This is a genomic window from Celeribacter sp. (genome assembly GCF_048266405.1).
GTDB lineage: Bacteria > Pseudomonadota > Alphaproteobacteria > Rhodobacterales > Rhodobacteraceae > Celeribacter.
In genome coordinates, this window is the sequence record NZ_JBLWZO010000011.1 from 11,786 (window position 1) to 35,731 (window position 23,946).

General features: G+C 54.0%; 21 protein-coding genes. 8 read left to right on the forward strand and 13 right to left on the reverse strand.

Features of this window, described 5'->3' with window-relative positions; translation table 11 throughout:
- Positions 1-92: 92 nt before the first annotated feature.
- The 6 genes from ACN0TS_RS15460 to ACN0TS_RS15485 are packed head-to-tail and all read left to right on the forward strand — an operon-like array spanning position 93 to position 6,432.
- Complete coding sequence (locus tag ACN0TS_RS15460) at positions 93-629, forward strand: TRAP transporter small permease (protein WP_417260262.1); 537 nt, start codon at positions 93-95, stop codon at positions 627-629.
- Positions 629-1,945, forward strand: coding sequence for a TRAP transporter large permease (locus ACN0TS_RS15465; RefSeq protein WP_417260263.1), 1,317 nt, complete (start codon positions 629-631; stop codon positions 1,943-1,945). Before ACN0TS_RS15460 ends, ACN0TS_RS15465 begins: the two co-directional genes overlap by 1 nt.
- Positions 1,946-1,956: 11 nt before the next feature.
- Positions 1,957-3,144, forward strand: a complete 1,188-nt coding sequence (locus ACN0TS_RS15470) for a thiolase family protein (protein WP_417260264.1) — start codon at positions 1,957-1,959, stop codon at positions 3,142-3,144.
- The gene (locus ACN0TS_RS15475; protein ID WP_417260265.1) at positions 3,141-3,575 is read left to right on the forward strand and encodes a Zn-ribbon domain-containing OB-fold protein; all 435 of its coding nucleotides are present in this window, start codon (positions 3,141-3,143) and stop codon (positions 3,573-3,575) included. Before ACN0TS_RS15470 ends, ACN0TS_RS15475 begins: the two co-directional genes overlap by 4 nt.
- A gap of 11 nt (positions 3,576-3,586) precedes the next feature.
- Positions 3,587-5,257, forward strand: a complete 1,671-nt coding sequence (locus ACN0TS_RS15480; RefSeq protein ID WP_417260266.1) for an acyl-CoA synthetase — start codon at positions 3,587-3,589, stop codon at positions 5,255-5,257.
- Positions 5,254-6,432: an MFS transporter gene (locus tag ACN0TS_RS15485; RefSeq protein WP_417260267.1), complete on the forward strand. Its 1,179-nt coding sequence runs from the start codon at positions 5,254-5,256 to the stop codon at positions 6,430-6,432. Before ACN0TS_RS15480 ends, ACN0TS_RS15485 begins: the two co-directional genes overlap by 4 nt.
- A gap of 176 nt (positions 6,433-6,608) precedes the next feature.
- On the opposite strand, the gene ACN0TS_RS15490 is transcribed toward ACN0TS_RS15485, so the two are convergent.
- The 12 genes from ACN0TS_RS15490 to ACN0TS_RS15545 form a co-directional block, all read right to left on the reverse strand.
- Positions 6,609-7,409 (reverse strand): tetratricopeptide repeat protein, encoded by an 801-nt coding sequence (locus tag ACN0TS_RS15490; protein ID WP_417260268.1) that lies wholly within the window; start codon positions 7,407-7,409, stop codon positions 6,609-6,611.
- Between the two features lie 60 nt (positions 7,410-7,469).
- A complete protein-coding gene (locus ACN0TS_RS15495) occupies positions 7,470-9,275 on the reverse strand; it encodes a TadG family pilus assembly protein (protein ID WP_417260269.1) in 1,806 nt (601 codons plus the stop codon).
- A complete protein-coding gene (locus tag ACN0TS_RS15500; protein WP_417260270.1) occupies positions 9,265-9,711 on the reverse strand; it encodes a TadE/TadG family type IV pilus assembly protein in 447 nt (148 codons plus the stop codon). The genes ACN0TS_RS15495 and ACN0TS_RS15500 overlap by 11 nt, the downstream gene beginning before the upstream one ends.
- Before the next feature lie 2 nt (positions 9,712-9,713).
- On the reverse strand, positions 9,714-10,673 hold the full coding sequence (locus tag ACN0TS_RS15505; RefSeq protein WP_417260271.1) for a type II secretion system F family protein: 960 nt from the start codon (positions 10,671-10,673) through the stop codon (positions 9,714-9,716).
- The gene (locus ACN0TS_RS15510) at positions 10,666-11,637 is read right to left on the reverse strand and encodes a type II secretion system F family protein (RefSeq protein ID WP_417260272.1); all 972 of its coding nucleotides are present in this window, start codon (positions 11,635-11,637) and stop codon (positions 10,666-10,668) included. The genes ACN0TS_RS15505 and ACN0TS_RS15510 overlap by 8 nt, the downstream gene beginning before the upstream one ends.
- A 2-nt stretch (positions 11,638-11,639) precedes the next feature.
- Positions 11,640-13,181 carry a CpaF family protein gene (locus ACN0TS_RS15515; RefSeq protein ID WP_417260273.1) on the reverse strand — a complete coding sequence of 514 codons (1,542 nt, stop codon included), beginning with the start codon at positions 13,179-13,181 and terminating at the stop codon, positions 11,640-11,642.
- Between the two features lie 3 nt (positions 13,182-13,184).
- The gene (locus ACN0TS_RS15520; protein WP_417260274.1) at positions 13,185-14,411 is read right to left on the reverse strand and encodes an AAA family ATPase; all 1,227 of its coding nucleotides are present in this window, start codon (positions 14,409-14,411) and stop codon (positions 13,185-13,187) included.
- A complete protein-coding gene (locus ACN0TS_RS15525) occupies positions 14,408-14,944 on the reverse strand; it encodes a hypothetical protein (RefSeq protein ID WP_417260275.1) in 537 nt (178 codons plus the stop codon). Before ACN0TS_RS15525 ends, ACN0TS_RS15520 begins: the two co-directional genes overlap by 4 nt.
- A gap of 23 nt (positions 14,945-14,967) precedes the next feature.
- Complete coding sequence (locus tag ACN0TS_RS15530; RefSeq protein ID WP_417260276.1) at positions 14,968-16,257, reverse strand: type II and III secretion system protein family protein; 1,290 nt, start codon at positions 16,255-16,257, stop codon at positions 14,968-14,970.
- Positions 16,258-16,303: 46 nt separating this feature from the next.
- The gene (cpaB, locus tag ACN0TS_RS15535) at positions 16,304-17,266 is read right to left on the reverse strand and encodes a Flp pilus assembly protein CpaB (RefSeq protein WP_417260277.1); all 963 of its coding nucleotides are present in this window, start codon (positions 17,264-17,266) and stop codon (positions 16,304-16,306) included.
- Complete coding sequence (locus ACN0TS_RS15540; RefSeq protein ID WP_417260278.1) at positions 17,266-17,460, reverse strand: Flp family type IVb pilin; 195 nt, start codon at positions 17,458-17,460, stop codon at positions 17,266-17,268. The genes cpaB and ACN0TS_RS15540 overlap by 1 nt, the downstream gene beginning before the upstream one ends.
- A 503-nt stretch (positions 17,461-17,963) precedes the next feature.
- Entirely contained in the window at positions 17,964-18,635 is a 672-nt protein-coding gene (locus tag ACN0TS_RS15545; RefSeq protein WP_417260279.1) for a TetR/AcrR family transcriptional regulator, read from the reverse strand.
- A 182-nt stretch (positions 18,636-18,817) separates the two neighbouring features.
- On the opposite strand from ACN0TS_RS15545, the gene ACN0TS_RS15550 reads away from it, so the two are divergent.
- Complete coding sequence (locus tag ACN0TS_RS15550; protein WP_417260280.1) at positions 18,818-19,972, forward strand: efflux RND transporter periplasmic adaptor subunit; 1,155 nt, start codon at positions 18,818-18,820, stop codon at positions 19,970-19,972.
- Positions 19,973-19,993: 21 nt separating this feature from the next.
- Positions 19,994-23,101 (forward strand): efflux RND transporter permease subunit, encoded by a 3,108-nt coding sequence (locus tag ACN0TS_RS15555; RefSeq protein ID WP_417260281.1) that lies wholly within the window; start codon positions 19,994-19,996, stop codon positions 23,099-23,101.
- Between the two features lie 84 nt (positions 23,102-23,185).
- On the opposite strand, the gene ACN0TS_RS15560 is transcribed toward ACN0TS_RS15555, so the two are convergent.
- Entirely contained in the window at positions 23,186-23,698 is a 513-nt protein-coding gene (locus tag ACN0TS_RS15560) for a fasciclin domain-containing protein (RefSeq protein ID WP_417260282.1), read from the reverse strand.
- Positions 23,699-23,946 lie beyond the last annotated feature (248 nt).

Consider the following 23,946-nt stretch of genomic DNA (forward strand, 5'->3'; position numbering starts at 1 on the left):
CTACCGGTCCGTTTGTTGCGGACGATGTGGAACGCATGCGGTTGATATTTAGGCCTATGAAAAGGCTACAAGTCTACGAAAGGTGACACTGCATGAAGAATGTCCCACTTACCTTGTTTCCCAGCATATTACGCCGTGCCAACAGACTGCTCGCATTTCTATCTGGCATCGCGTTATTATTGATGATGTTTCTCGGCGCGATCGACGTGGTAGGCGCGAGCATCCTAAACCATCCTTTGCCTGGTGCTTTCGAAGCCACTGAGGCGCTAATGGTCACGTCCGTTTTCTTGGCGCTCGGACTGTCACAGCAACGCCGCGCTCATATCAGTGTAGAGGTGATTGTTGGCTTCATGCCACGTTTGGCGAAACGGATCGCGGCGATTTTCTCATCCATACTCTGCGCATTGTTCTTCGGCTTAATCGCTTGGTTCGGCTGGGGTATCGCAGTGAAGAGCACGCTTGCAGGTGAGTTTTCTTCTGGTCTTATTAATTTCCCAATTTGGCCAGCCAAGATCGCCTTGGCCTGTGGGGCAAGTCTGATGGCAGTGCAGTGTTTGTGGGATGTCGTGGTCACCACCTTGCACCCAGATGACGCAAAATCAGATCAAACCAAGTTGGGAGTTGAGTAATGGATTCTTTAATACTTGGATATACCTGTGTCGGCCTGCTGTTCGCGTTTCTGGCCTTAGGTGTGCCTGTCGGCGTTGCAATGGGCATCCTAGGTGTTGGCGGTATGTACTTTGGCATGGGCGAAGCATTCGCGTTTGGCCAGCTGCGCACTCTGCCCTTCGCGGTTGTTAGCAATTATGCTTTCGCCGTCCTACCGCTTTTCGTTTTGATGGGCGTTTTGGCCGAGGCTGCTGGGATCACAGCGCAACTCTTTCACGCTGCTGATATTTGGCTGCGTCGGCTACGCGGGGGGTTATATCAAGCCGTTATTGTCGGATCGGCCTTATTCGCCGCCATTTCTGGATCAACTATCGTGAATGCTGTAGTATTCACCCGTATCGCTTTCCCAGAAATGATGAAATACGGCTATTCGCGGAGCCTTTCGATCGGATCCATCGCGGCAGCGGGAAGCTTTGCAGCAATGATCCCTCCCTCTATCACGATGGTTATTTATGCCATCATCACCGAGCAATCTGTTGGGCAGTTGCTGATCGCTGGTTTCCTGCCAGGCCTGCTTACAGCGTTTGTGTATTTGGGCGGGGTCTGGCTCATGGTTACACTGAAGCCGTCGTTGGCCCCTATGATCGACGACGTGGCTCCTACGCGGCGTGAAAAGCTCTTGGCTCTGCGAGGAATTACCCCTGTGGCCGGATTGATTTTGCTCGTATTGGGTGGTCTATATTTCGGGTTTTTCCCGCCATCGGCTGCTGGTGCTGTTGGGGCAGCTGGCGCTTTTTGCATCGCTCTGTATCGGCGCTACGGGGAGCGGTTGGGTTGGCTCGCAAATGCTCTTCGCGATGCAGCCTCTATCAGCTCAATTATCTTTGTCATTCTTATCGGTGGACTGATATTTTCGCGGATGCTCGTGGCGTCTGGCGTGATCGACGGGTTCGTCGATTTGGTGAACACCTTTGCTGGCACACCCGTCAGGTTCTTGATCTTCGTTTCGATCATGTATCTCGTGCTCGGCTGTTTTCTCGACACAACCTCCATGCTGGTAGTAACGTTGCCCTTCATTTTCCCAGCCGTGGTTGAGTTGGGTATTGATCCGATCTGGTTCGGCATCGTCTTGGTCAAGCTTATCGAGATTTCGGTGATCACACCGCCCGTGGGTATCAACCTGTTCGCAGTGTTGGGGGCCGTGTCGGGTCAAGCAACGTTTGGCCATGTTGTCCGCGGGGTGCTGCCGTTTCTCCTTATGGAACTGCTTGTCCTTGCGCTTCTTATTGGCTTTCCAGCCATTGCCACGTGGCTTCCTCAACAGATGCTTCAGTAGGGATGAATGGCATGAGCTATAAACCAGTTGTTCTCGGCGGTGATGTTGTCCCCTTTCGCCGCTACAAGGACGGGAGCGGCGTGCGTGACTGGGTGCGCGCCGCGGCCCTCGGGGCTCTGGCAGATGCCGGGCTGGAGGCACGCGACATAGATGCAGTAATTGTCGCATCCGAAACAGATTTTCTGTCACTGCAATTGGTTCCGGGCCCGCTGATATTGGATGAGATTGGCCTTACTGGTGTTCCCGTTATGCGGGTTGAGAGTGGCGGGGCGAGTGGCGGCAATGCCCTGCGCGCAGGTGTCATGCATGTGATGTCCGGGCTAGCAAAGCGGGTCTTGATCATCGGCTATGAAAATGCAGCCAGTCACCTGAACAGTGATGATGTTCGCTTACTCTATGGTTTGTCCTTCGATGCCGATCTTGAAGGCTGGGCTGGTGCAACGGCAACCATGTTGTATGCGCTGTCGATTCAGGACCACATGGAGCGGTTTGGCACCACCGCAAAACAAATGGCGGCGGTTTCGGTTAAGAACCATGCGAACGCGGGACCAAATCCTTGGGCACACAAGCCGATGCAGATTAGTACCGAGGACGTCTTGGACTCGCCCTTGGTTAGTTCGCCTTACAGGATGCTAGATTGCAGCTTGATCAGCGACGGCGCGGCTGCATTGGTTCTATGTGCCGAAGATGCTCTGCCCGAAGGAGCCGCTAACCGTTGCACGCGGGTGGTTGCCAGTGCCTGCGCGACTGATCATGTGCGTCTGGGCGATCGTCCGCAACCAGGCATCTTTCACGGCAAGGCTCGGGCAATGCAAGCAGCGTGTCGTCAAGCTTGGGTATTGAACCCCGCAACAGACATAGATGTAGTCGAGCTATACGATTCTTACACTGGCGCCGAGCTACAGGCGATCGAGGCGTTGGGCCTTTGCCCCGAGGGGCAGGCGGGCCCGCGTGGGCTGGACGGAGAGTTCAGTTTACAGGGTCGTTTGCCAGTAAACGTTTCGGGCGGCCTTATCGGGCAAGGCGGGGCACCTGGCGCCGTCGGATTGGCGCAGGCGATAACTGTTTCGCGCCTGATTGAGGGGCGCTATTGGCCCGACTTGCAGGTAGGGCGTCGCTATCGGCGCGGGGTGGTCGACTGCCACGCGGGCGTTGGCACGCTGAACGTTGTTCACATATTAGAAGGGCCAGACGGATGAGTGAAGACAAAGCCCTGACAGTCGATCTGAAATTGTCGCTTGGGTATCACCACGGGTTCGGAGCGATGTCGCCATTCTTTCGAGCATTACAACACGGGCAAGCTCTGGGCAGTTGTTGTCCAAAGTGTGGCGATGCGCGCTTCCCCCCGCGCCACCTGTGCCTTCATGACAGAACACCAACAGAACCCAAGCATCTGGACGGCACAGGAAAGATCATTCGTGTCACTGTTGGGTCAATTCCAATCCCGCTTGCAACCCCTACGCAGGAGCAGGCGTTTGCCGAAATAGTCATAGATGGCACGAACAATCGCGTGTTGGCGCGATTGAGCGGAAACCCTGCCCGCTTTTGCCCTGGATCCAAGGTGCGCCTTGTGCCACCCCAAAATGCCGTCCCACACCCAATTCAATTACTTGTCTTTGAACCGTATTGAGAGAGCTCATCATGAAAGACTCACACTTTGAAAAAGTCGCCGACGCGTGCCCCAATCTAAAATGGAGCGACACTGAAGCGCGCTACGTTATCGACATTCCCGAGATGGCCAATATCGCGGCTGATACAATCGGTCGCCATGCACACGGGGCGAACAGCAATAAGGCTGCGCTGATTTACGAACACGATGACGGTCGAATTGAGACCTACACCTTTGCCGAGATCGAGGACCAAGCAAACCGACTTGCCGTTGCGCTTCGCGCAATGGGTGTATTGGAAGGCGACCCAGTTGCAGTGCATGTCGGCCAACGCCCCGAAACGGCGATTGCCCACATGGCGATCTACAAGCTAGGCGCCGTGGTATTAACGCTTTCACAAATGTATGGAGCTGACACCCTTTCGCATGTGCTAGAACACTCTGGCGCACGGGTTATCATTGCAGAACGCGCGATTTGGAAGCGAGTCGGTTTGGACCCGCTCGATACCGCAAAAATTTCACACATGATCGCTGTGGATACGCCCAGCGAGAATATGACAAGTTGGAGCGATTGCTTAAGCCATGATCCGACAGGCTTTACGCCCGTGGCTACTCACGCCGAATCCCCTGCCTTGCTGATGTATACGTCGGGTTCGACGGGTCTGCCTAAGGGGTTGCTGCACAGTCACCGCGTGTTGCATGCCTACATGCCCACGGTCAATATGTTCTACGATCTGGAGTTGGAGCGCGCGGATGCGATGTTCTGGAGCCCAGCCGATTGGGCTTGGGTCGGCGGGCTACTCGATCTCGTCTTGCCTGCATGGATGGCGGGGCAAACAGTGGTGGCAAGCCAGCACAGGTTCGATGCTGACTGGGCATTCGAATTTATGGCGCGTCACGGTGTAACACACAGCTTTATGACACCCACTGCCTTGAAACGGTTGGCGGAAGTTTCAGAAACGGGGCGAGCGAACGACCTTTCACTTCGTGTGGTTTGCACTGGCGGTGAAAGCCTGCCAGGCGAAATTGTGCGCTGGATGGACGAGACGCTCGGGGTCACTTGCAATGAATTCTACGGCCTAACGGAATTTAACCACCTGATCGGCAATTGCCGCGCGCTTTACCCGATACGCCCAGGTTCGATGGGACGTGCTTATCCTGGACGCGTTGTCGAGTTGATCGACCATCAAGGTCACCCTGTTCAGGACGGTGAAGTGGGCGAGATCGCCGCGCGCGAAGACGACTGCACCTTGTTTTTGGGGTACTGGGGGGATCCGGGTGTTCCCGAACGATTGCGTAGTGGCCAATGGCTTCGGACTGGTGACCTGGCCCGTCGAGATAGCGATGGATACTACTGGTATCAGGGGCGAAATGATGACCTGATCAAGAGTGCTGGATACCGTATTGGGCCAGCAGAGATTGAAGATACACTCTTGCGCCACGCGGACGTCGCGGAGGCAGCAGTTGTTGGCAAATCCGACGCGGACCGAGGTGCGATAGTCGTGGCGTTTATCAAACTGGCCAACAAGAAGGAAGGCAGTCCCGAATTGACGCGAGAATTGCAGAACTTCGTGAAACAGAATCTCGCCTTCTACAAATACCCCCGTGAGATTCACTATGTGCAAGAATTTCCGCTGACAAGTTCATCCAAAATTCGTCGCGGGGAATTGCGCCGCATTTGCGAACAAGGCGCATTTGCGGAATGAAAAGCTGGCGCATGGTAGGCCTCGCGGCCGTTCAGGTAATGGGCCTTGGGCTTCTTTACGCTTGGAGCGTACTGATCAACCCTGTGCAGGACTATTTCGGTGTCGACCGCACGGCCACCAGCCTCGTGTTTTCAGTCAGCATTGCCGTTTTCTCTTTGACGGTCATGCTGGCACCACAGCTTTTCGCGGGGTGGCGATTGTTAGTCGTGGGGGCGCTGGCGTGCTTTGTTGGTTCGGCAGGGCTGATATTGGCCGCACACGCGCCAACATTCACGATTTTTGTCTTGGCTTATGGCGGACTTTTCGCTGCGGCCAGTGGTCTTGGCTATTCGGCAGGCGTCCAGATGGCTGTGGCAAGTGGGGTGGCACGAACGGGGTTGGCGACAGGTGTGATCATTTCAGCCTTCGCTGTGGGCGCCGTCATTCTCGGACCGCTGATGGGAAACGCCAGTGCGATGAAAGGCTTGACCGCCGCGCTCTATTTCCCTGCCGCGTTATTGGCCGTTATCGGCTTTATGAGCGTGTTGGTATTACGCATTTTTTCAAACCCCGCGATGGCCTTCTCATCGGGCAGACCGTCGGACAGGCAAACAACGGGATTAAAACCGACGTCCCATCGGCGGCTGACATGGCTGTTATGGCTTGGGTTCCTCACTGGAGCCGCGGGCGGGCTGATGGTGCTCGGTCACGCTGCAGGAATTATAGCAGAACAAAACGGATCCGTGGCAATGGCAGGAATTGCAGTCAGCATGATTGCCGCCGGTAATGCTCTTGGACGGATAAGCAGCGGTGCAATTTCGGACTGGTTGGGGCCGCGAACTGTCTTGTTGTTGGCGGTTTTGATGTTGGGGGTGTCCACGGGCGTTATGGCTCTTTCTGTCAATAGTACAATCAGCGTCATGGCCTTGGCTGCTGTCGGGATGTCCTATGGTATCATCGCGACAGGCTATCCTGTCGCAGTGCATCTGTTCTATGGACCAGAGCGGTTCGCGGCGATCTATGGTTGGGTCTTCACCGCTTGGGGAATCGCGGGACTAATTGCGCCGCTACTGGCAGGTCGGTTGTATGACGTTACTGGTAGTTACCAACTAGCCTTGCTAGTTGCCACAGTGTCATCGGTCCTGTCAGCCTTGATCGTACTTCTGTTTCCACGACGTTCTGTAAAAATAGGCTGAAGCACCAAGTGCAGTAATGTCTATACAGCGCATTTTCTTCGAAAAGATAGGTATTGACCTGATCGTGACGCCCCTATTTCTATCTGCACTCTAGTTTTCCCCGACATCTTGGAGTGAAAACATAACTTTGAATTAGAGGCGATGTGTGAGGGGCCTTCATTTTTCAATCTTAAGCCTCACACAAAGACAAGAGACCCGATCGGTTTTCCTTCCCGATGCATCCGGCGCAAGGCCTGATAGGTTTGGATATTTTCCTCTATTTCTTGTGAGGTCATATCATGGACCAGGGTCGCACGCGCATCATTGTCTCGGCCGTCCAACCCGTAAACCAGCGCAAGATTACCGCGTACATAAGGAGCCGCAGAGGGGTCTTTAACCAACTCTTGCAAAATCGCCGTGCCGCGCAAAATATCGCCTGAAATCGCTAATGACAGAGCATAATTGCTACGCAAGATGAAGTTCGTTGGGTAGTAAGTCAGCGCATCTTCATAGACACCTTGCGCCTGTTTGTGGCGCGAAAGCGTATCCAATGCGACCCCCTTTCCCGTCAAGGCAGAGACATTGCGGCCGTCTATGCGCAGCGCGTTATCATATGTATCGACAGCTTTTTCTGACTGATGCTGCGCCAGATACACACGTCCCAATGTCGTCAGAACCTCGACATCACGCGGTGCCAACTCATGAGCCCGCAAAAGGACCGATTCAGCGCGGCTGTTCTGGGCCATCCGCGCATAGCTGTTGCCTGCCCCCAAAAGCGCAGGCACGGATGTCGGATCTGCCACCAACACCTTTTCAAACAAACGTGCAGCAGTTTCATTGTCTCCTGTCTCGGATGTGGCCTGCGCAAGTCGCAAGGTGTCTTGACCCACGGGTGGCCCGCTGCCCATTTCCGAGGGCAGTCCCATGGAACACGCAGACAAATTCATTGCGAGGATTGCAGGGATGAGGAAACGTGTCAGAAAAGAGGATTGGTGCAAAACAGAACTCCAGTCAGAGTGATCAAAAAAGCGCAAAGCAGAAGCAGTGGGAAGGCAGTATCAATGGACAAGTATGACCTTTCCGCAACTAACACCATCCAGTGTCAAATCGCCTTGCCCTATACCGATACCAAGAGTGTTGAGAAGGCCGTCGACAACGACATCCAACGGCTCCAAGAGAGCGCCGAGAAGTCGGTTGGGAAGAATGCCCAAAACCACATTCAACAATGAAGAGAACACAGCTGAAACCAATGAGAGGCTCTCACTTTCGACGTTCACCTCAAGGACATTCGGGTCCAACAAGGTCTGCAAAGTCGAATTCACCAGCTCACCAGAACTGATCGTTTTCGCAGCGCCGCCAATTTCAGAGACGAAAAATTCAACCACTGGCTGTTGAGAGACACCAACTCCAGCATGGGATTGCAATTGTAGCGTCAAAAGGTTCAGACGAAAGATCAAAACGGACAAACTCAAATCAAGGAAGTTGGCAGGTTGCAGATCGGCGGGATCGAGCGGCGTTGTGATATCCTTAAAGATCAGCGGATCAAAATTGCCGATTAACATTTCAACCACATGTGTCCCCGTCACGCCCTCGAAAGGGGTAAATCCTGTGTCAAATATCGCGACCGTATCGCTTTGCGCCATAGCCTTGCAATTGAGATTGGTCAGCGTGGCGGTGGCACTCGCAATCTCGACATAAAGTGGCACGTACAAAGCCAGAACTGACACTCCGGTACCGAGATTACTCAACAGAGTTGGCGACAGGTCCAAATCCAGTTTTAGCCGCACCTGCGCGGTATGAACTGTCGCTCCACGTTCGCCAAGCATGATCCAGCCTGACTGCTCCTCACGCTCCCCCACAACAAGGTCAAGATCGACATTCAATACATTCTCAAGGTTCAGATCTAATCCGTTCACCTCAACGATGCGGCCTTCATTCACGATATCCAGTGACCCTTTCAGAAGATCGAGCACATTGACATTCACACCCGCGAGGATGTCTTCCAACTGTAGTGCAACCGCGCCGCTATCCATGCCAATCAGGTCCGCCGCATTCAAACCCCTCACCGCGGTGCTGTTGAGAATTGTCGTCAACACATCGGTGGAGCCAGACACAAGCCCTGTGTCCAGAATGGCCCCCGCTATATCTGCCAACTCAATATTGGAGGTCAGAATCGTTTCATAATTTCCAGCCGCCGCACCGATGCGGTTTCCAAGTGCATCCGAGAAAGTCAAAAGATCAATCTGCGTGTCCAGCAACGCTTGATAGTCAAGAAGATCAAGATCAACTGTTGTATCAAACGCGCTGCCCAAAAGCCCGTCAAGAATGCTCTCTCCAGAGTTGAGCGACAGTAGGCGGGAACCGAGACTGAACGAAGCGAAATCAAACCGCGCTGCGGTGGCACTCGCAGACATTTCTGTGCTGTCTGTATTCAAAAAACTCTGCGCGAAAAACAAAGGGGCCGTATCCGAGAGCGTAGCCTTCGCTGCATTCAGATCCTCATCAGACACACTGCCATGCGTAAAACGGTCTTCTGTGGGCGTTGACGGGTCATAGTCATAACGCCCAACACTTAACGTCGTCAGCGCGCCTGCGGATAATGCGTTGCCCCTTACGGTCTTGGTTCCCGCATCGAGATATGGCGCAGAGGCGCTGCCCTGCATCTCTTCATGAAGGTTCAGAACCGCACTAACAGCGACCATATCCGCCTGCGTTTGAAGCGTTTTTTGATGAAAATATAGCGAACCGAGATCGATGCCCACGGCCAAAAGCCCCATCGACACCGTCAAGAACAGCGCAAAAATGATCACCACCGCACCCGATTCATCCGCAGAATATCGTTGGAGAAACGCCCTAATACGCAAGGTAGCTCCTTCGCGTAATATCTGGAATTCCCAGACCGAGGAAACTGTCCGCGACAGCTACGGCTGTCCCGTCGAGATCATACGTCAACGTGATCTGCACCGCGTCGTATATATTTGTCACGCCGCACGCGACTTGGTCTTCCGGAAACACACAAATCTTCTGAACGATGATGTGACTGACGTCTAAAAAGGAAAACCTGTCTCCAGGAGCCCCAAGAAAAGTTTCGGCCCGATCTTTTCTATCCGCAAAATATGGTTCACTCACCGAATACCGCGCCGCTTCTGCAGCAAGTTGCTGTAGACTGTTCGCAATTGCAAAATACTGACCGAACGCCACTATCCCGAAAAGAATGCTAAGTAGCAGCGGCAGAACAAGCGCGAATTCAATAGCGGTTGCACCCTCCTGCCGCCGCCAAAATGTGTACCACACACCCATTTTCATGATCCCCCGGACATAAGATTATCAAGAATACTGAGAACCGCGGGCCCAATCAGAACAATGAACAGCGCAGGCATGATGAAGAAAATAAGCGGGACCGTCATGAGCGCAGGTAAACGCCCCGCTTGCTCTTCCAACCGCAAAAGCCTCTGAGCGCGGGTATCCATCATCAGTGTCCGCAACGCCGCCCTAAATGGTGTACCGAAGCGGGCGGATTGCACCATAGCATTGGCAAAGATCGCAATTTCGGACAAGGGAAGGCGCTCTTCAAAATTGTGCCACGCTTGGTCTCTGTCGGGCAAGACCCCAAGCTCAATGACCAGTTGTTGCATTTCCAAAGCCAGATCAGGACAGGTTGCATAGACCTCCCGCGACACGCGCTTTAGCGCAGGTAACGGCCCAAGACCGGAGTCGCTGGCAATAACCAACAATTCCAGCATGTCGGGGAAGCCTCTGCGCACACGCTCAAGTCGGCTCTTCTTCTTTTGGATCAAAATTGCATCTGGAGCACGGGACAGGACCAATGCTGCGGCGGAGACAATCGCAATCGCCTTTAGTGGATTAACGCCCTCTGCTGCGTTGAGAAACAGCCAAAGCAAGGCCCCCACCCCACCAGCAATTGGCATGACCAATTTCAGGAAGGCATAGACCAAATGGGCATCCCGACTGCGAATGCCAGCAACTTTCAAGAGAGCGACTGAGGCGTCTGCCTCTCCCCCTTTGACAACGGAGACACGCTCGGCGGTCATTGCTGCAACGCGGATCACGCCCTGCACCAAACGTGCGGAGATCGACAGAGGAGTTCCAAGGGTGCTTTGGCCTTTGGGCTGGCGAGAAAGGCTGCGGGCCAATCGGTGTCGACGCGCCCGTTGATCCATCATTCTCAGGAGCAACAACTGCAGAAGGCTAAGTCCCAAAACGATCAAGATTATGACACCGACCTGCACCATCTCAGACATCAATCCGTGACAGTTTGTACATGCTATACAGGCCCAATGAGAGACTAATCAAACCAGCAAGTGTCATCACATGTCCACGCGGATCATCTATCAATGGCTTGAGGTAGCTTGGGTTGAGAACAAATAGGATGGTCCCAATCCCGAAGGGCAGCGCAGAAAGGATCATGGCACTGACCCGTGTCTCGGCTGAAAGTGCCGCTGCCTTTTTTCGCAAATTGCGACGATCACGAAGTAGCACGGCGAGGTTTTCAAGCGTCTCAACCAAATTCCCACCGGTTTCGGACTGCAGACTGGTGGCCACTGCAATGAACCGTGCCTCAGGTGTTGCTATCCGATCAGCCATTCCCGAAAGAGCTTCATTCAAGGGCAGACCGACACGGTGTTCATCCCGACAGCGTAGAAATTCTTCGCGTGCAATTCCGGATGCATGGCTTGCGACCAATCCAAGAGCCTCGCCGAGCGGTTGACCAGCCCGCAATCCGCGGGCGAAGACGTCAAGGCAATCAGGAAGCGCCTCTGTAAACTGCCGGATACGACGGCTGCGCAACAGATCGAGAAGGAGGTTCATCGTTGTCCATCCGCCTCCGATTGCGATCATAACCCGGAAAAGCAGAGGCAAGGACGTTATCAACGTGAGTCCCAACCAAATGACAATGGAGATCCCTCCCATACCCAACAAAACCATGCGAGGCGTCAGAGACAGACCCGCTTCGCGTTGCCGACGATCAAGAAGGCCCATAACCCCACTGCGGCGATGTTTCATTGCGGACATCGTGGATTGGCGGGCAGTCTCGGCCACGCGACGACGCACCAGTTCGGATGTGGTTTTAGATTTATCCGCAGAATATCGGATAAGCCGGGCCCGACGAATACGCCGCGCGCGATCGTACAGGATCAGACTCACAGCTCCAATCGTGACGCAAATTGTATAGATCAAAATGAAAGTCGACACCGATCCGATCATGATCAGCTCCTCACAATCTGACGCAATTTAGCATCAAACCCTTGTTCAACCGCGCGATCTATAAAGCTTGGGAGCAGTCCGCTCGGGGCGAATTGGCCTTTCAACTGCCCGCCCTGCGCACCCGGTTCCGGGACGAAGCGGAACAGTTCTTGTAGGCTGATAACGTCCTCTTCGCCGCCGACGACCTCGGATATTGATGTGATCCGACGAACCCCGTCGCGCATACGCGAGATTTGCACGATGAGATGAATGGCATCTCTGAGTTGCTGCCGCACGAAGCTTGAGGGCAGAACAATGCCCGACATAGCGATCAGGTTTTCCATGCGGGTCAATGCTTCACGCGGATTGTTTGCGTGCAATGTGCTCATCGACCCATCGTGCCCAGTATTCATGGCCTGCAATAGATCGAACGCTTCGTCGCCTCGCACTTCTCCAATGATGATCCGGTCTGGCCGCATTCGCAACGCGTTACGAAACAGTTGCCGCATTGGAATCTGGCCCTGACCTTCAATATTGGCCGCCCGAGTTTCCAGTCGCACGACATGTGGCTGCTGGAGGCGCAGTTCCGCTGCGTCTTCGAGCGTGACAATGCGTTCGTTAGTTGGAATCTCACGGGAAATAGCGTTGAGCAACGTGGTCTTTCCCGATCCCGTTCCCCCTGACACAAGCAGGTTCAACCGCAATTTTGTCGCGATCTGTAAGAACGCCGCCATATCCTTGGTCAGAGACTGGCGTTGGACCAAATCAGCAAGTTGCAGATCATCTTTCGGAAACTTCCTTATCGTCATGGTCGGTCCGTCCACGGCCAAGGGCGGGATAGTCACGTTGATCCGACTCCCATCTGCAAGGCGTGCATCCACCAAAGGCGTCGTCTCATCGATGCGGCGCCCGACGGCAGAAACGATCCGTGTGGCGATGGTCAACACATGGTCATCATCACGAAACGTAATATCTGCCAACTCAAGCTGACCTTCTCGTTCGACATAAACCTGGTTCGGGCCATTCACCATGATTTCCGAAATGCTATCATCGGCAAGCAACCGCTCAAGCGGCCCAAGCCCAAGCATATCGTCGACCACATAGTCGACGAGTTCCGCGCTCTCCATCCCGTTAAGATCAATACGCTGCACTTGACTAACAGACTGTACGGCATTGCGAATTGCATCTCGCTGCGCCTCAGTGGAAAGCTCTGCGAGCGTACGCAGGTCGAGCAGGTCCATGACAGCCGGTGCAATCTGTGTGCCAAGCCGCATAACACGTTTGGTAAAATCAGGCTGATAGTGTGCGCGGGCTCTGATCTCGACATTGTGTGGGGGCACATCAACAGGCAACGCCATCGAGAGCGGCAAAAGTGCCTGCATCAATTGCCGCTGGCGTTCACGAGAAAGATTATGACCTGTCGTGTCTTGATACCAATCAATCGCCAAACTCACGGCATAGGCGCCACCTTCGCGTCCCTCGGACAACAGCGTCTTCAATTGGCCCGTAATTTTCAATTGGACATTGTCCATATCCTCATGGACGTTCTCGGTGCTCTCATACATCGATTACACCTTTTCCCACCATGACACGCGCTGCGTTGGCGTCATGCCGCCAACGGATGGAGCCCGTTTGAGCTCTTCGGAAAATTGACGGACACAACGCGCATAGCGGCTACGTGGGAAAAGGGTTTGTATCGGCACCCCTTTAACCGACGCCCGAGATATGTCACTCGCACACAGTGGCAATTCAAGAGATAATGGTCGGTTAAGCGTATCAGCGACTTCTTTCGCACTTAGCCCTGCATCTCGCCGCATATGTGACATCACAAACCACACCCGAGGTTGCGACGCGTTATGTCGGGCCAAACGATCCAACAGGCGTCCGGCGGAACGCACCGCACCAAACCCGGGTGAAAGCACAAGGACAAGATCGTCAATATCCTCCAAAATAGCGTGATTTTCCAAGACAAACCGTCGTGGCAAATCCACCACCGAAGCGGGGAAGACCTCCTGGAATGCCCTTAAAAGACTACCAAGCCCAGCTTCATAGCGAGCGAGAACAAGGGGGTCCTCTACTTCGGCAGAGTACACCGAAAGGCCTGGCTGAACCTCCTGCATCGTCGCATGTAAAAACGTTGCATCAACGCGCTCTGGTGTCGTCAACGCATCAAAGACACCCATCGTCATTTCCATATCCAACTCGACCGCCACGGGTCCAAAATGAAGATCTGCATCTAACAGCCCAACACGGGACTCCGCTGTGGGAATTTCTCCACGTCCCTTCGCCTTCGTTGCCAAGGCGATCGCAAGGTTAACGGCAAACACACTGGCCCCCACACCACCACATACACCACAGACTGCAATGGATTGGCCTCGCGTTTGATGCGCATTCTTTAGAACCGTGGCGCCTCTCCACAGGTCAGGCAATGGGTTCCCGTCACGGTGCGGGGTAATAATATAATCCATCGCTCCAGCGATAAGATAAGCCCGATAGGTCGGCACATCTAACTCTGGCCCGAGTAGAATAATTTGAACACCGCCGACAGCAACTTCGCGCAGGATCTCAATCGTCTCATCCAATAGAGACGCACCAATTTCGACAAGAACGATATCGCCAAACTCGGCCAATCCCGACAGCCGCGAAAAGGTTTCTAATGTGCCCGCATGATAGGTCGCCAGATCACCATTTGGCGCTTGCTGCATCAGCGCGGCAACTGCATCGCGACCTTCCTCTGTTGCCACGAAAGCTTCGACACGACGGTCAGCCTGAGGACGGTTCAACAATTGGTTCATTGCACAGCTCCCCCGTTGGGCGCATCCCTATTCGCCATTGCGGCCGTTGTGTCAGGTGCGAGGACATCCCCCGGCTCATGAACCATCACAGCAAGGTTGATTGCGGAAGCACAGCCCAGATCATCCACACCTGGTTGGCACGACACCTTCAACCCGCGCGCGCGGGTAACGCGAATGATCCCCACCTGCCTGTAGGGTGACGGACGCGGGCCAAATGTGGTGTCTTGGAGATATTGCATCTTCGCAGGATAACGCGCCAAAAGCGACTGCATCATGCTTTGCCGTTCCGCATCGACACGCGGCTTGCCCGTTGCTGGGATTGTGACAATGACTACATCCCCTGATTGCAGCGCCAAGGCGTTTAAGAAGGCCGATAGACGCTTGTGCTCTTGCGCGGATAGTGCTGACGATCCTTTGGAAAACCGATACTGATGTTGCGCCTCGACGTAAGGTGCAGACAAGCGTTGCGTGACGCCGATCATTTGCGTTGGAGCCTCACAACCTGCTAACAAAAGCACAATCAAACCCGCCATCAATCCTTTTGCACTTCCAATATTCATTGCAACAAGAACCCCGCATTTCCGTTAATATTTTTGACTGAGACCGGACCGTTCTTGCTCGTTGGAACACCAAAGGAGAACGACCCCAGAAATTGGCGATCCAAGGTGCCGGCGGGCGTAAACCCATCTAATGGCGTTTTGAATTTGTCAGGGGTTGCGGGAGCGACGATGTAGGGTGTCACGATAATGACCAATTCGGTTTCACCTGATTGATAGCTGCTAGAACGAAACAACGCTCCGAGGATCGGAATATCGCTCAAACCGGGGACTTCGTTGAGATCCTGCTGTGTCGTCGCACTAAAAAGGCCTGCTATTGCAAAGCTTTGTCCGCTACCCACTTCGATTGTCGTGCTGGCACTGCGTTCAAGGATCAAAGGAATATTCTGCGTATTCGATGTACTGCCATTGGAAAAATCCAACTCACGGATTTGGGTACGCACATTGAGCTTGATCTGATCGCTGCGCAGCACCTCTGGCAGGAACTCAAGTTCGACCCCGAATGACTCAAATTGAACGGAGCTAGAATCGTCCCCCTCGCTCACAGTTTGAAAGGGGAAACGTCCACCCGCAAGAAAACTCGCCTTGTCGCCTGAACGTGCCGTCAGGTTCGGTTCAGACAGGATCGTCACCAACCCTCGGCTCTTCAGTGCTTCAATTGTCCCGCTGATCGAAAAGGCGGTTTTCAAACCACCGCCATTGGAATTACTGCCCGACGACGTGGTCCAATTGACCCCGAGATCCTCGGACACGCTGCGCGAAACCTCCGCAATGCGGACCTGTAGGTTGACTTGAGGCGGGGTTTCTAATGCCAAACTGTTCACCACAGTCACCGTGTCCCCCGCCAATTGGCGCACAACGGATTCAATACGCTCGGCATCTGTAATAGTGCCGACCCGCCCACTCAGGATGATTGCGCCTCCGGCCTCAGAAACCGAGAAGGTGCCATTTGGAACTGTGGCATGCGCTGCGCTGCCTAACGCCTTCATATTCACAGAGACTTCGACCGCGCTGCTGAGCGTTACCTCCTCTTGGTCGTCAATGACAAACAAAGTGGTCTCCCCAATCTGTTTGCCGTAAATGTAGAGGAGTTTTGGGGATTTGATTTCCACATCCGCGACATCCGGATTGGCAAGAAAGACTGTTTCGGCCGGTGCGTCGAGCCTAATCAGCTTACCCTGCCCTGCAAACAAATCAATGTCGCGACTGCGCGTCTCAATTAACGTTTGCGCCACCGCAGGAAGCGCGAAAATCATCCAGAGTATAAACAGGCATATGGTGCGAAACATTAAGGGCATACCTTTTGGCAATGAACTGAAGAAAAGATGTCGTGTATTATTTTGCTCGCGCAGGCGACTTTGTGGCCGTCGTGTCTGCCTTCGATATTACCTCTGACAACGCCTCCAAAGTGGCAACATCGGCGTCAGAGATGGTAAGCACGTTGACCTGTGTCTTGGCCCCACGAACCACAGAAACACGCTGGCTCGGTGCTGCGCGTTCAGAGAGCTCTGCCCCGCCGGAGACTTGGGAAGCGAAGATTGGCGTATCCGTTGAAATAATAGGTTTGTCTCCCTCCGTCCCGTCACTCAAAACCAACATCAGGTCCCCCATTTTTTGGGCGAGAGCCAAAACCTTGGCCCCAGCAGGCGGTAGTTCAAAAGTGATGATTTCTGGCGATGCCTTTAGCGGCTTCTGTTTCTTGCCGTCATGCTGTTCCGCGATTTGATCCGTTGCGATAACCCGCACATTGCGCAGCACCGTCCGAATGGCGAGTATGTTATTGTCGGCTGTATAAGAGAGCATTACATCAACGCGATCTCCATTGCGGACGAGGCCCGCCACGGAAGTTGCCTCCGTCACCGGCAACGAAATGGCGCGCATCCCTTCGCTCAGCTTCAGCATAGATGTATGCATCGGCTCCACCGTGTCGGGAATATTCGGCACGATCAGGTCAGAGGACACGAAAGGCGTTCCACTGGGCACCATTCTGACTGCGGGCACCTGCGTCAACGCTTCGCGGTTCGCAGGCGTGTCCCGCAGAAAGTTCTCCACAATTTGCTCTTCGCCCATCTCGACAGAGCCAATGCCATCATCGGAAATAGGCGCACCAGTCGACAACTCCGCAGCCGCAACCAGCACCCGATCAGATGCAATTTTAACTGGGGCCTGCACCGGAGCAGGTTGCGATGTGGCCTGATTTTCTTGACGAAAACCAAACCACATCACCGCCCCGGCGACCGCGGCAGAGACTGTTAACACAGTCCCGATACGGCCAAATAATCCGAGGGAACCGAGCATTAGTCACAAGTCGTTGCAGTTGATGTATCAATGCAGTCTTTGACATTTCCAAATTGTGTATCCAATTCGGTCCCGATACCGGCGACAGCCCCCACAATCACTGCAGCAATCAAAGCGGCGAAAAGGCCGTATTCAATTGCTGTAGCACCGTCTTCCTCGTGATTGAAGCGGGCTATAATTTTGAAAAGTTTCATTGTGCGCAGTCTCCTGAATCTTGTTTTTATAACGACCCAAATCGACCACAAATCCTTGGAAAAATTCATCCCAAAACACCTGTGCCAATTAGGGCCAGACCATACTTAAGAGATGACGAACGCACTATTTCCAAACAGGAAATAGAAAAATTGCGATGCAACTACTTACAAATTTTAACTAGAATTACTTTTGAAGGATACGCTACGCACGTCACCCGAAAATAGATGCTCCCTTCATTGAGGGAATAAGTTAACAATTCCTTAAGGCGCCTATTTTTATTCCGCTTTGGAATACATTTTTTTGTATTGATTAAGAGGCAGGCGCTCAGCCCCAATAATGGGCTCATTTTATTGGATTGCGGCAGTTAGCAATTTCACAGCTGGGATGATGCTGTGGCTTAGCGAGACTGACCGCCAAAACGATCGAAACCAAATTCGCAGGTACTCGTTCTAAGCGAGTGACTGGTTGGGACAGGTCATGTTCTACAATACAGACGAAGCAATTAAGGCGCGATGCCCCTTAGAAACATAGCAATCGCAAATTCTCGTCTACGCTCTACTTCGAGGTCGGAGGGCTGTTGGGCGTGGGGCTGTAGAAGGCGCGTGAGCGGGTTTTCAAGGGCCATATCCAAGAGGATCTCAACGGCCATGTCGATGTCACCTTGAGGTAGCGAAATCTCACCACTCGCGATGGCACTCTCAAGCTCGGCGCGCACAAATCCTACCAATGTTCCCCTGCCGGAGGTGTAGAGTTCATGTGCCAGGACGGGATAGGTTTGCGCCTTTGCAATGACAGACCTCAAGAGTTCGAGTTTGTTCATATCTTCGCCCGACGGAGCGTTAAAACGCAGTAATAGCGACAGTCTTTCACTGAGAGGGCGTTTTGCATCTTCGGCTTTGAGCGGCAGGAAAATAGTGCGCGCGAGGTTTATGACTGCACGTACAAGCAGGTCTTCGCGGCTTTTGAATATTTCATAGACCGTGCGCTTCGACATGCCTGCTGTCCGCGCGACCAAGGACATGGTCACATCGTCGAAAGGGATTTCCAAAAGAAGTTGCGCGGTCGCTCGCAAGATTGCGGCTTCTCGAGCTGCGAGGCACATTTGCGGCGGACGTCCGCGCCGTGCCTTCACAAAGCAGCTGCTATTCTTTTTCAACTTATTATCACTCATCATCGACGTGTTCCTTGGAGAATATGGAGCCTCCCGTACAAATACGCTTTACAAAACTCTCGGGTTTTTTTAAGCGTAACGCAAGTGTGTATTTTGGTTTTCCGTCCTGCACGATAGCAGGGCTGACACAAGTCCTCGATTTGCGGCGTTGCCCCGCGATTTCTTAATCTTTGGAGCTAATCCTAATGCATCGTTCTTTTTTCGCTCCGCTGAGCCGAATGACTGCCGCGCTAATTCTGGCCGCAAGTCTCCCTTTGGGCGCGACGGCTCAAAATGGCCCTCCACCATCACCTGTCACGGTCCAGACGCTGGAAGCCAACGATGTGACCTTGACGGCTGAACTGCCTGGTCGCGTTGCTGCCTCATCCGAGGCACAAGTCCGCCCCCAAGTGAACGGGCTGATTTTGGAGCGCCTCTTCGTTGAAGGGCGACCAGTTGAAAAAGGTGATCTTCTTTACCGCATCGACGCCGCTTCCTATGAAGCTCAAAAAATCGCAGCAGAGGCACAGCTTGCGCAGGCCAATGCATCTCTCAGGGCCGCTCAGTTGGAATTCGACCGTCAGCAAGAGTTGAAATCGCGTAGCGTTGTGTCCCAACAGAACCTCGACAACGCAATTTCAGCCCTCGAAGTGGCAAAGGCAAACGTTAAAGTCGCGGAAGCCCAAGTGCTTGCTACCGGAATTGATCTGGAGCGCACATCCATTCGCGCGCCGATCTCCGGGGTTGTCGGGTTGAGCGATGTGAGCGTTGGTGCGCTTGTGACCTCTGGTCAGCCGACGCCGCTAACTGTGATCCGCACACTCGATCCCGTTTACGTCGATGTCACGCAAGCCGCCGCCGACATGTTGCGTTGGCGCCGTGCTCAAGGTGGAGAAGGGTTTGCCGAAGACCTTGGTCAGGTCGTTGAACTCAAACTCGCGGATGGCACGACCTATGAGCATCAGGGCAAGCTATCTGCCGCAGAACCTCATGTGGATGAAGGCACTGGGACCATCTTGCTCCGCCTGTCTTTCCCGAACCCTGAAGGGTTTTTGCTGCCCGGCATGTATGTTCAGGTTGATATGCCACAGGGTGTATTGAAGGACGCAATTTTGGTGCCACAACAAGCCGTCACACGTGATCGTCGGGGCGAGCCTACGGCGCTTGTCGTCAACGATGAGAACGTCGTTGAGCAACGCAAGCTCACGGTTTTGCGGGACCACGGAACCGATTGGGTCGTGACGGAGGGCGTTAGTGCGGGTGACCGTGTCATCGTCGCTGGACTGCAAAAAACCGCGCCAGGTGCGACAGTGGTCCCTCAAGAGCAAGCGGCCACCGAGTCTCCCGCTGAAAATAACTGAATTCAAATCTGAGAGCATCCCATGGCACGTTTTTTCATTGACCGACCTATCTTTGCGTGGGTGATCTCGATCCTGATTATGGGCCTCGGCGTGTTGTCGATATACACCCTGCCCGTGGCACAATATCCACAGATCGCACCGCCGTCGGTGACGATTAACGCGACCTACCCTGGTGCTTCCGCCGATACGGTGGCCAATACGGTGACGCAGATTATCGAGCAACGGATGACGGGACTTGACGGGATGCGTTATGTGTCGTCCTCGTCCACGTCATCGGGGTCGGCGTCTATCACGCTAACGTTTGAGACGGGTACAGACCCCGATATAGCGCAAGTTCAGGTGCAAAACAAACTCGCACAGGCGACGGCCTTGTTGCCCGAAGCGGTGCAACGTCAAGGCGTCACGGTTCAAAAATCCTCAGCAGGCTTCCTGATGGTGATCGGCCTGATTTCCGAAGATGGCAGTTTGGATCAAGCTGACTTGTCGGATTACCTCAACTCCAACCTCGTTGATGCGTTCAGCCGCATTGAGGGGGTCGGTGGCACGCAGGTGTTTGGTGCAAAATACGCCATGCGGATCTGGCTCGACCCGTCTAAACTGGCTGCGTTTGATATGACGCCTTCGGATGTGGTGGCGTCTGTTTCCTCCCAAAACGCGCAAATTTCTGCGGGGTCGTTCGGCTCGCTTCCAGCCGTGGATGGTCAGGCGTTTACGGCGACTATCACCGCGCAATCCCTGTTGGAAACTCCAGAAGATTTCCGCAACATCATCCTGCGCTCCGAGGCCGATGGTGGGCTTGTGCTGTTGGAAGATGTGGCCCGTGTCGAAATCGGCGCGGAAAACTACATGGCCATTGCTCAGTATAACGGTCAACCCGCATCGGGGATGGCCGTGCAACTGGCGCCGGGAGCAAACGCGCTCGACACATCAAAACGCGTACGTGAAAAAATCGAGGAATACGCGGAGTTTTTCCCTGACGGCGTAACATACGTCATTCCCTATGACACCACGCCATTCGTCGAGATTTCAATCCACGAAGTGCAGAAAACACTGATCGAGGCAATTGTTCTCGTGTTCTTCGTAATGCTGCTCTTCTTGCAAAACCTGCGTGCGACGCTCATTCCAACCCTTGCCGTGCCCGTGGTTATCCTCGGAACCTTCGCCATTCTCGGTGTCTTCGGATTTACAATCAACGTGCTGACCATGCTTGCCTTGGTGCTTGCCATCGGTTTGCTTGTGGATGATGCGATCGTTGTGGTGGAGAACGTTGAACGGATCATGGAGGAAGAAGGCCTTTCGCCACGCGAGGCCACGCGCAAATCCATGGACCAGATCACAGGCGCCTTGGTCGGGATTGCCCTTGTGATTTCAGCAGTATTCATCCCGATGGCCTTTTTCGGCGGCTCAACAGGCGTCATTTACCGTCAGTTCTCTGTCACCATCGTGTCCGCAATGATGCTGTCGGTTTTGGTTGCCTTAACTCTGACGCCTGCGCTTTGTGCCACGTTGCTGCGCGGCAAAGATATCGAACATGCGAAAAGCGGCCCCTTTGCGTGGTTTAACAGCGGCTTTTCCAAACTCTCTGGTGGCTATGGTTGGACGGTGAACTACGTCATCCGCCGCCCATTGCGGATGTTGCTTGTCTACGGCCTCATAGGGGGCGGCATTGTCTGGCTCTTCATGCAAACGCCCACGGGGTTCTTGCCTGATGAAGACCAAGGGATCATGCTCGCACTTGTCCAAGGTCCATCGGGTACCACCGCCGAAAACACTCTCAAAGCCACGAAACAAATTCAGGACCACTTCCTGAACAATGAAGCTGAGGCTGTCGACTCTGTGTTTAGTGTTGTTGGCTTCTCCTTCGCCGGCGCGGGCCAGAACAACGGGTTGGCCTTTGTTCGGTTGAAAGACTGGGAAGAACGTCAAAGTCCCGCGCAATCGGTTCAGGCCATTGCAGGGCGTGCGTTCCCCGCGATGATGGGAATACAGGAGGCGATGGCGTTCCCGATTGTCCCGCCTGCTGTGACGGAGCTTGGCAACGTATCGGGCTTCGACTTCTACTTGCAGGCGCAAAGTGGCCAGACCCACGAGCAGCTTCTCGAAGCACGTAACGCCGTTTTGGGCATGGCTGCGCAAAGCCCGCTCATTGCATCCGCGCGCCCCTCGGGTCTGGAGGATGCGACGCAGTACAAACTGGACATCGATTGGCGTGCCGCAGGGGCTATGGGCGTGTCCCCCTCCACTGTCGGCAACACATTGGCAATCGCCATGGCCGGAACCTATGTGAACGACTTTAATGACAACGGGCGCACCAAGCGCGTGTTCATTCAGGGCGAGGCTGACGCCCGCGCTACGCCGTCGGACCTTCAACGCTGGCGTGTGCGAAACTCCGCTGGCGAATTGGTGCCCTTCTCTAACTTCTCCAGCGAACGTTGGGTTTATGGGCCTCAAGGCTTGAACCGTTACAACGGCACTCCCTCGATGCAAATCCAAGGCTCTCCCGCACCGGGAGTTTCCACTGGCGAAGCCATGTTGGAGATCGAACGCATTGTCGATCAACTGCCCGGCTTCTCAGTGGCGTGGACAGGGCTTTCGCTTGAGGAGCGTGATTCAGGTTCGCAGGCACCGCTGCTCTATGCCTTGTCACTCGCCGCCGTGTTTTTCTGTCTGGCCGCTCTTTACGAGAGTTGGGCCATTCCCTTCTCTGTGATGTTGGCGATGCCTGTCGGTATTCTCGGCACTCTCTTTACCGCATGGAACTTTGGCTTCCAAAACGGTGTGTTTTTCCAAGTTGGTCTTTTGACGGTCATTGGCCTTACGGGTAAAAACGCCATTCTCATCGTCGAGTTCGCGCGAGAACAGGTGGATAGTGGCAAAGAGCTTTACGATGCCGTTTTGACGGCGGCACGATTGCGGTTCCGTCCCATTATCATGACCTCACTGGCATTCTCTCTGGGCGTTGTCCCTCTGGTCCTATCCTCTGGCGCGGGTTCCGGTGGACGTCGCGCCGTCGGTGCCGCCGTACTCGGCGGGACGATCACAGGAACAATGCTTGGTATTCTCTTTGTCCCACTCTTCTTCATGCTGATACGCAAGACGTTAAGCAGGACGACGCCCAAAGCCGATTAAGTAAAGAAAGGGCCCTGAGCACATCGCACAGGGCCCCGATCGTAGTAAGCGGGTTCGCCACTGGAAAGAGACCATAGCCCGATTTTAGTGACAATCTGGCCGGGTGCCAGGCAGCAGAACCTTGTCAATGACATGGATAACCCCGTTGTCTGCCTGAATATCAGCAATAATCACATTGGCGGTTTTGCCAGAGCCGTCCGCAATCGTTACGCCGCTTGTTCCAGCCGTTATGCAAAGGCGCTCACTGTCGTTGATCGGCTTGAAATAGTTCGACCCAACCGGAAAATCGGCAGCCATCAAAACGCGGTCGTCAACATGGTACAGAAGGATATCTGTTAGTTGCCCTTTGTTCTCGGGCAACAGGAGCGTTTCCACAGTTCCGTCCGGCAGAGCGGCGAATGCGTCGTTCACTGGTGCATAAACCGTGAAATCACCATTTCCCGCCAGCGTCTCCGCCAATCCCGCGGCTGTAACGGCAGCAACAAGCGTTGAAAAACGATCATCGGAGGCGGCAATTTCGACAATGGATTCGGCGCTGGCGGCGGATCCTGCGACGGCCATCACAGCAGCGGCCGCAAATGTAGACAACGTAGACATGATATTTCTCCCTTTATTGGTCAATTTATAAAGGTGATACGGGCCTAAGCAGTTGCTGGATCATTCTTAGGGCATTCGTGGAACCCCTCTTACGCCAGATGGCCCACAGCCTGTCGACTGGCAACCTCCCGCGCAAGAGCAAGGGGGCGGTCCCTGCCTGATGTCGAAAGTGGTATGAATTCCCGCCAGGACAGGCCCGCTTTCTAAACCGAAATGCGATATTTCAAGCCAGACCGCTTGTAATTCCC

Coding starts and splice junctions, on each gene's coding strand:
- ACN0TS_RS15460 (WP_417260262.1), top strand. CDS start 93: ATGAAGAATGTCCCACTTACCTTGTTTCCCAGCATATTACGCCGTGCC.
- ACN0TS_RS15465 (WP_417260263.1), top strand. CDS start 629: ATGGATTCTTTAATACTTGGATATACCTGTGTCGGCCTGCTGTTCGCG.
- ACN0TS_RS15470 (WP_417260264.1), top strand. CDS start 1,957: ATGAGCTATAAACCAGTTGTTCTCGGCGGTGATGTTGTCCCCTTTCGC.
- ACN0TS_RS15475 (WP_417260265.1), top strand. CDS start 3,141: ATGAGTGAAGACAAAGCCCTGACAGTCGATCTGAAATTGTCGCTTGGG.
- ACN0TS_RS15480 (WP_417260266.1), top strand. CDS start 3,587: ATGAAAGACTCACACTTTGAAAAAGTCGCCGACGCGTGCCCCAATCTA.
- ACN0TS_RS15485 (WP_417260267.1), top strand. CDS start 5,254: ATGAAAAGCTGGCGCATGGTAGGCCTCGCGGCCGTTCAGGTAATGGGC.
- ACN0TS_RS15500 (WP_417260270.1), bottom strand. CDS start 9,711: ATGGGTGTGTGGTACACATTTTGGCGGCGGCAGGAGGGTGCAACCGCT.
- ACN0TS_RS15505 (WP_417260271.1), bottom strand. CDS start 10,673: ATGTCTGAGATGGTGCAGGTCGGTGTCATAATCTTGATCGTTTTGGGA.
- ACN0TS_RS15510 (WP_417260272.1), bottom strand. CDS start 11,637: ATGATCGGATCGGTGTCGACTTTCATTTTGATCTATACAATTTGCGTC.
- ACN0TS_RS15515 (WP_417260273.1), bottom strand. CDS start 13,181: ATGTATGAGAGCACCGAGAACGTCCATGAGGATATGGACAATGTCCAA.
- ACN0TS_RS15520 (WP_417260274.1), bottom strand. CDS start 14,411: ATGAACCAATTGTTGAACCGTCCTCAGGCTGACCGTCGTGTCGAAGCT.
- ACN0TS_RS15525 (WP_417260275.1), bottom strand. CDS start 14,944: ATGGCGGGTTTGATTGTGCTTTTGTTAGCAGGTTGTGAGGCTCCAACG.
- ACN0TS_RS15530 (WP_417260276.1), bottom strand. CDS start 16,257: ATGTTTCGCACCATATGCCTGTTTATACTCTGGATGATTTTCGCGCTT.
- cpaB (WP_417260277.1), bottom strand. CDS start 17,266: ATGCTCGGTTCCCTCGGATTATTTGGCCGTATCGGGACTGTGTTAACA.
- ACN0TS_RS15540 (WP_417260278.1), bottom strand. CDS start 17,460: ATGAAACTTTTCAAAATTATAGCCCGCTTCAATCACGAGGAAGACGGT.
- ACN0TS_RS15545 (WP_417260279.1), bottom strand. CDS start 18,635: ATGATGAGTGATAATAAGTTGAAAAAGAATAGCAGCTGCTTTGTGAAG.
- ACN0TS_RS15550 (WP_417260280.1), top strand. CDS start 18,818: ATGCATCGTTCTTTTTTCGCTCCGCTGAGCCGAATGACTGCCGCGCTA.
- ACN0TS_RS15555 (WP_417260281.1), top strand. CDS start 19,994: ATGGCACGTTTTTTCATTGACCGACCTATCTTTGCGTGGGTGATCTCG.
- ACN0TS_RS15560 (WP_417260282.1), bottom strand. CDS start 23,698: ATGTCTACGTTGTCTACATTTGCGGCCGCTGCTGTGATGGCCGTCGCA.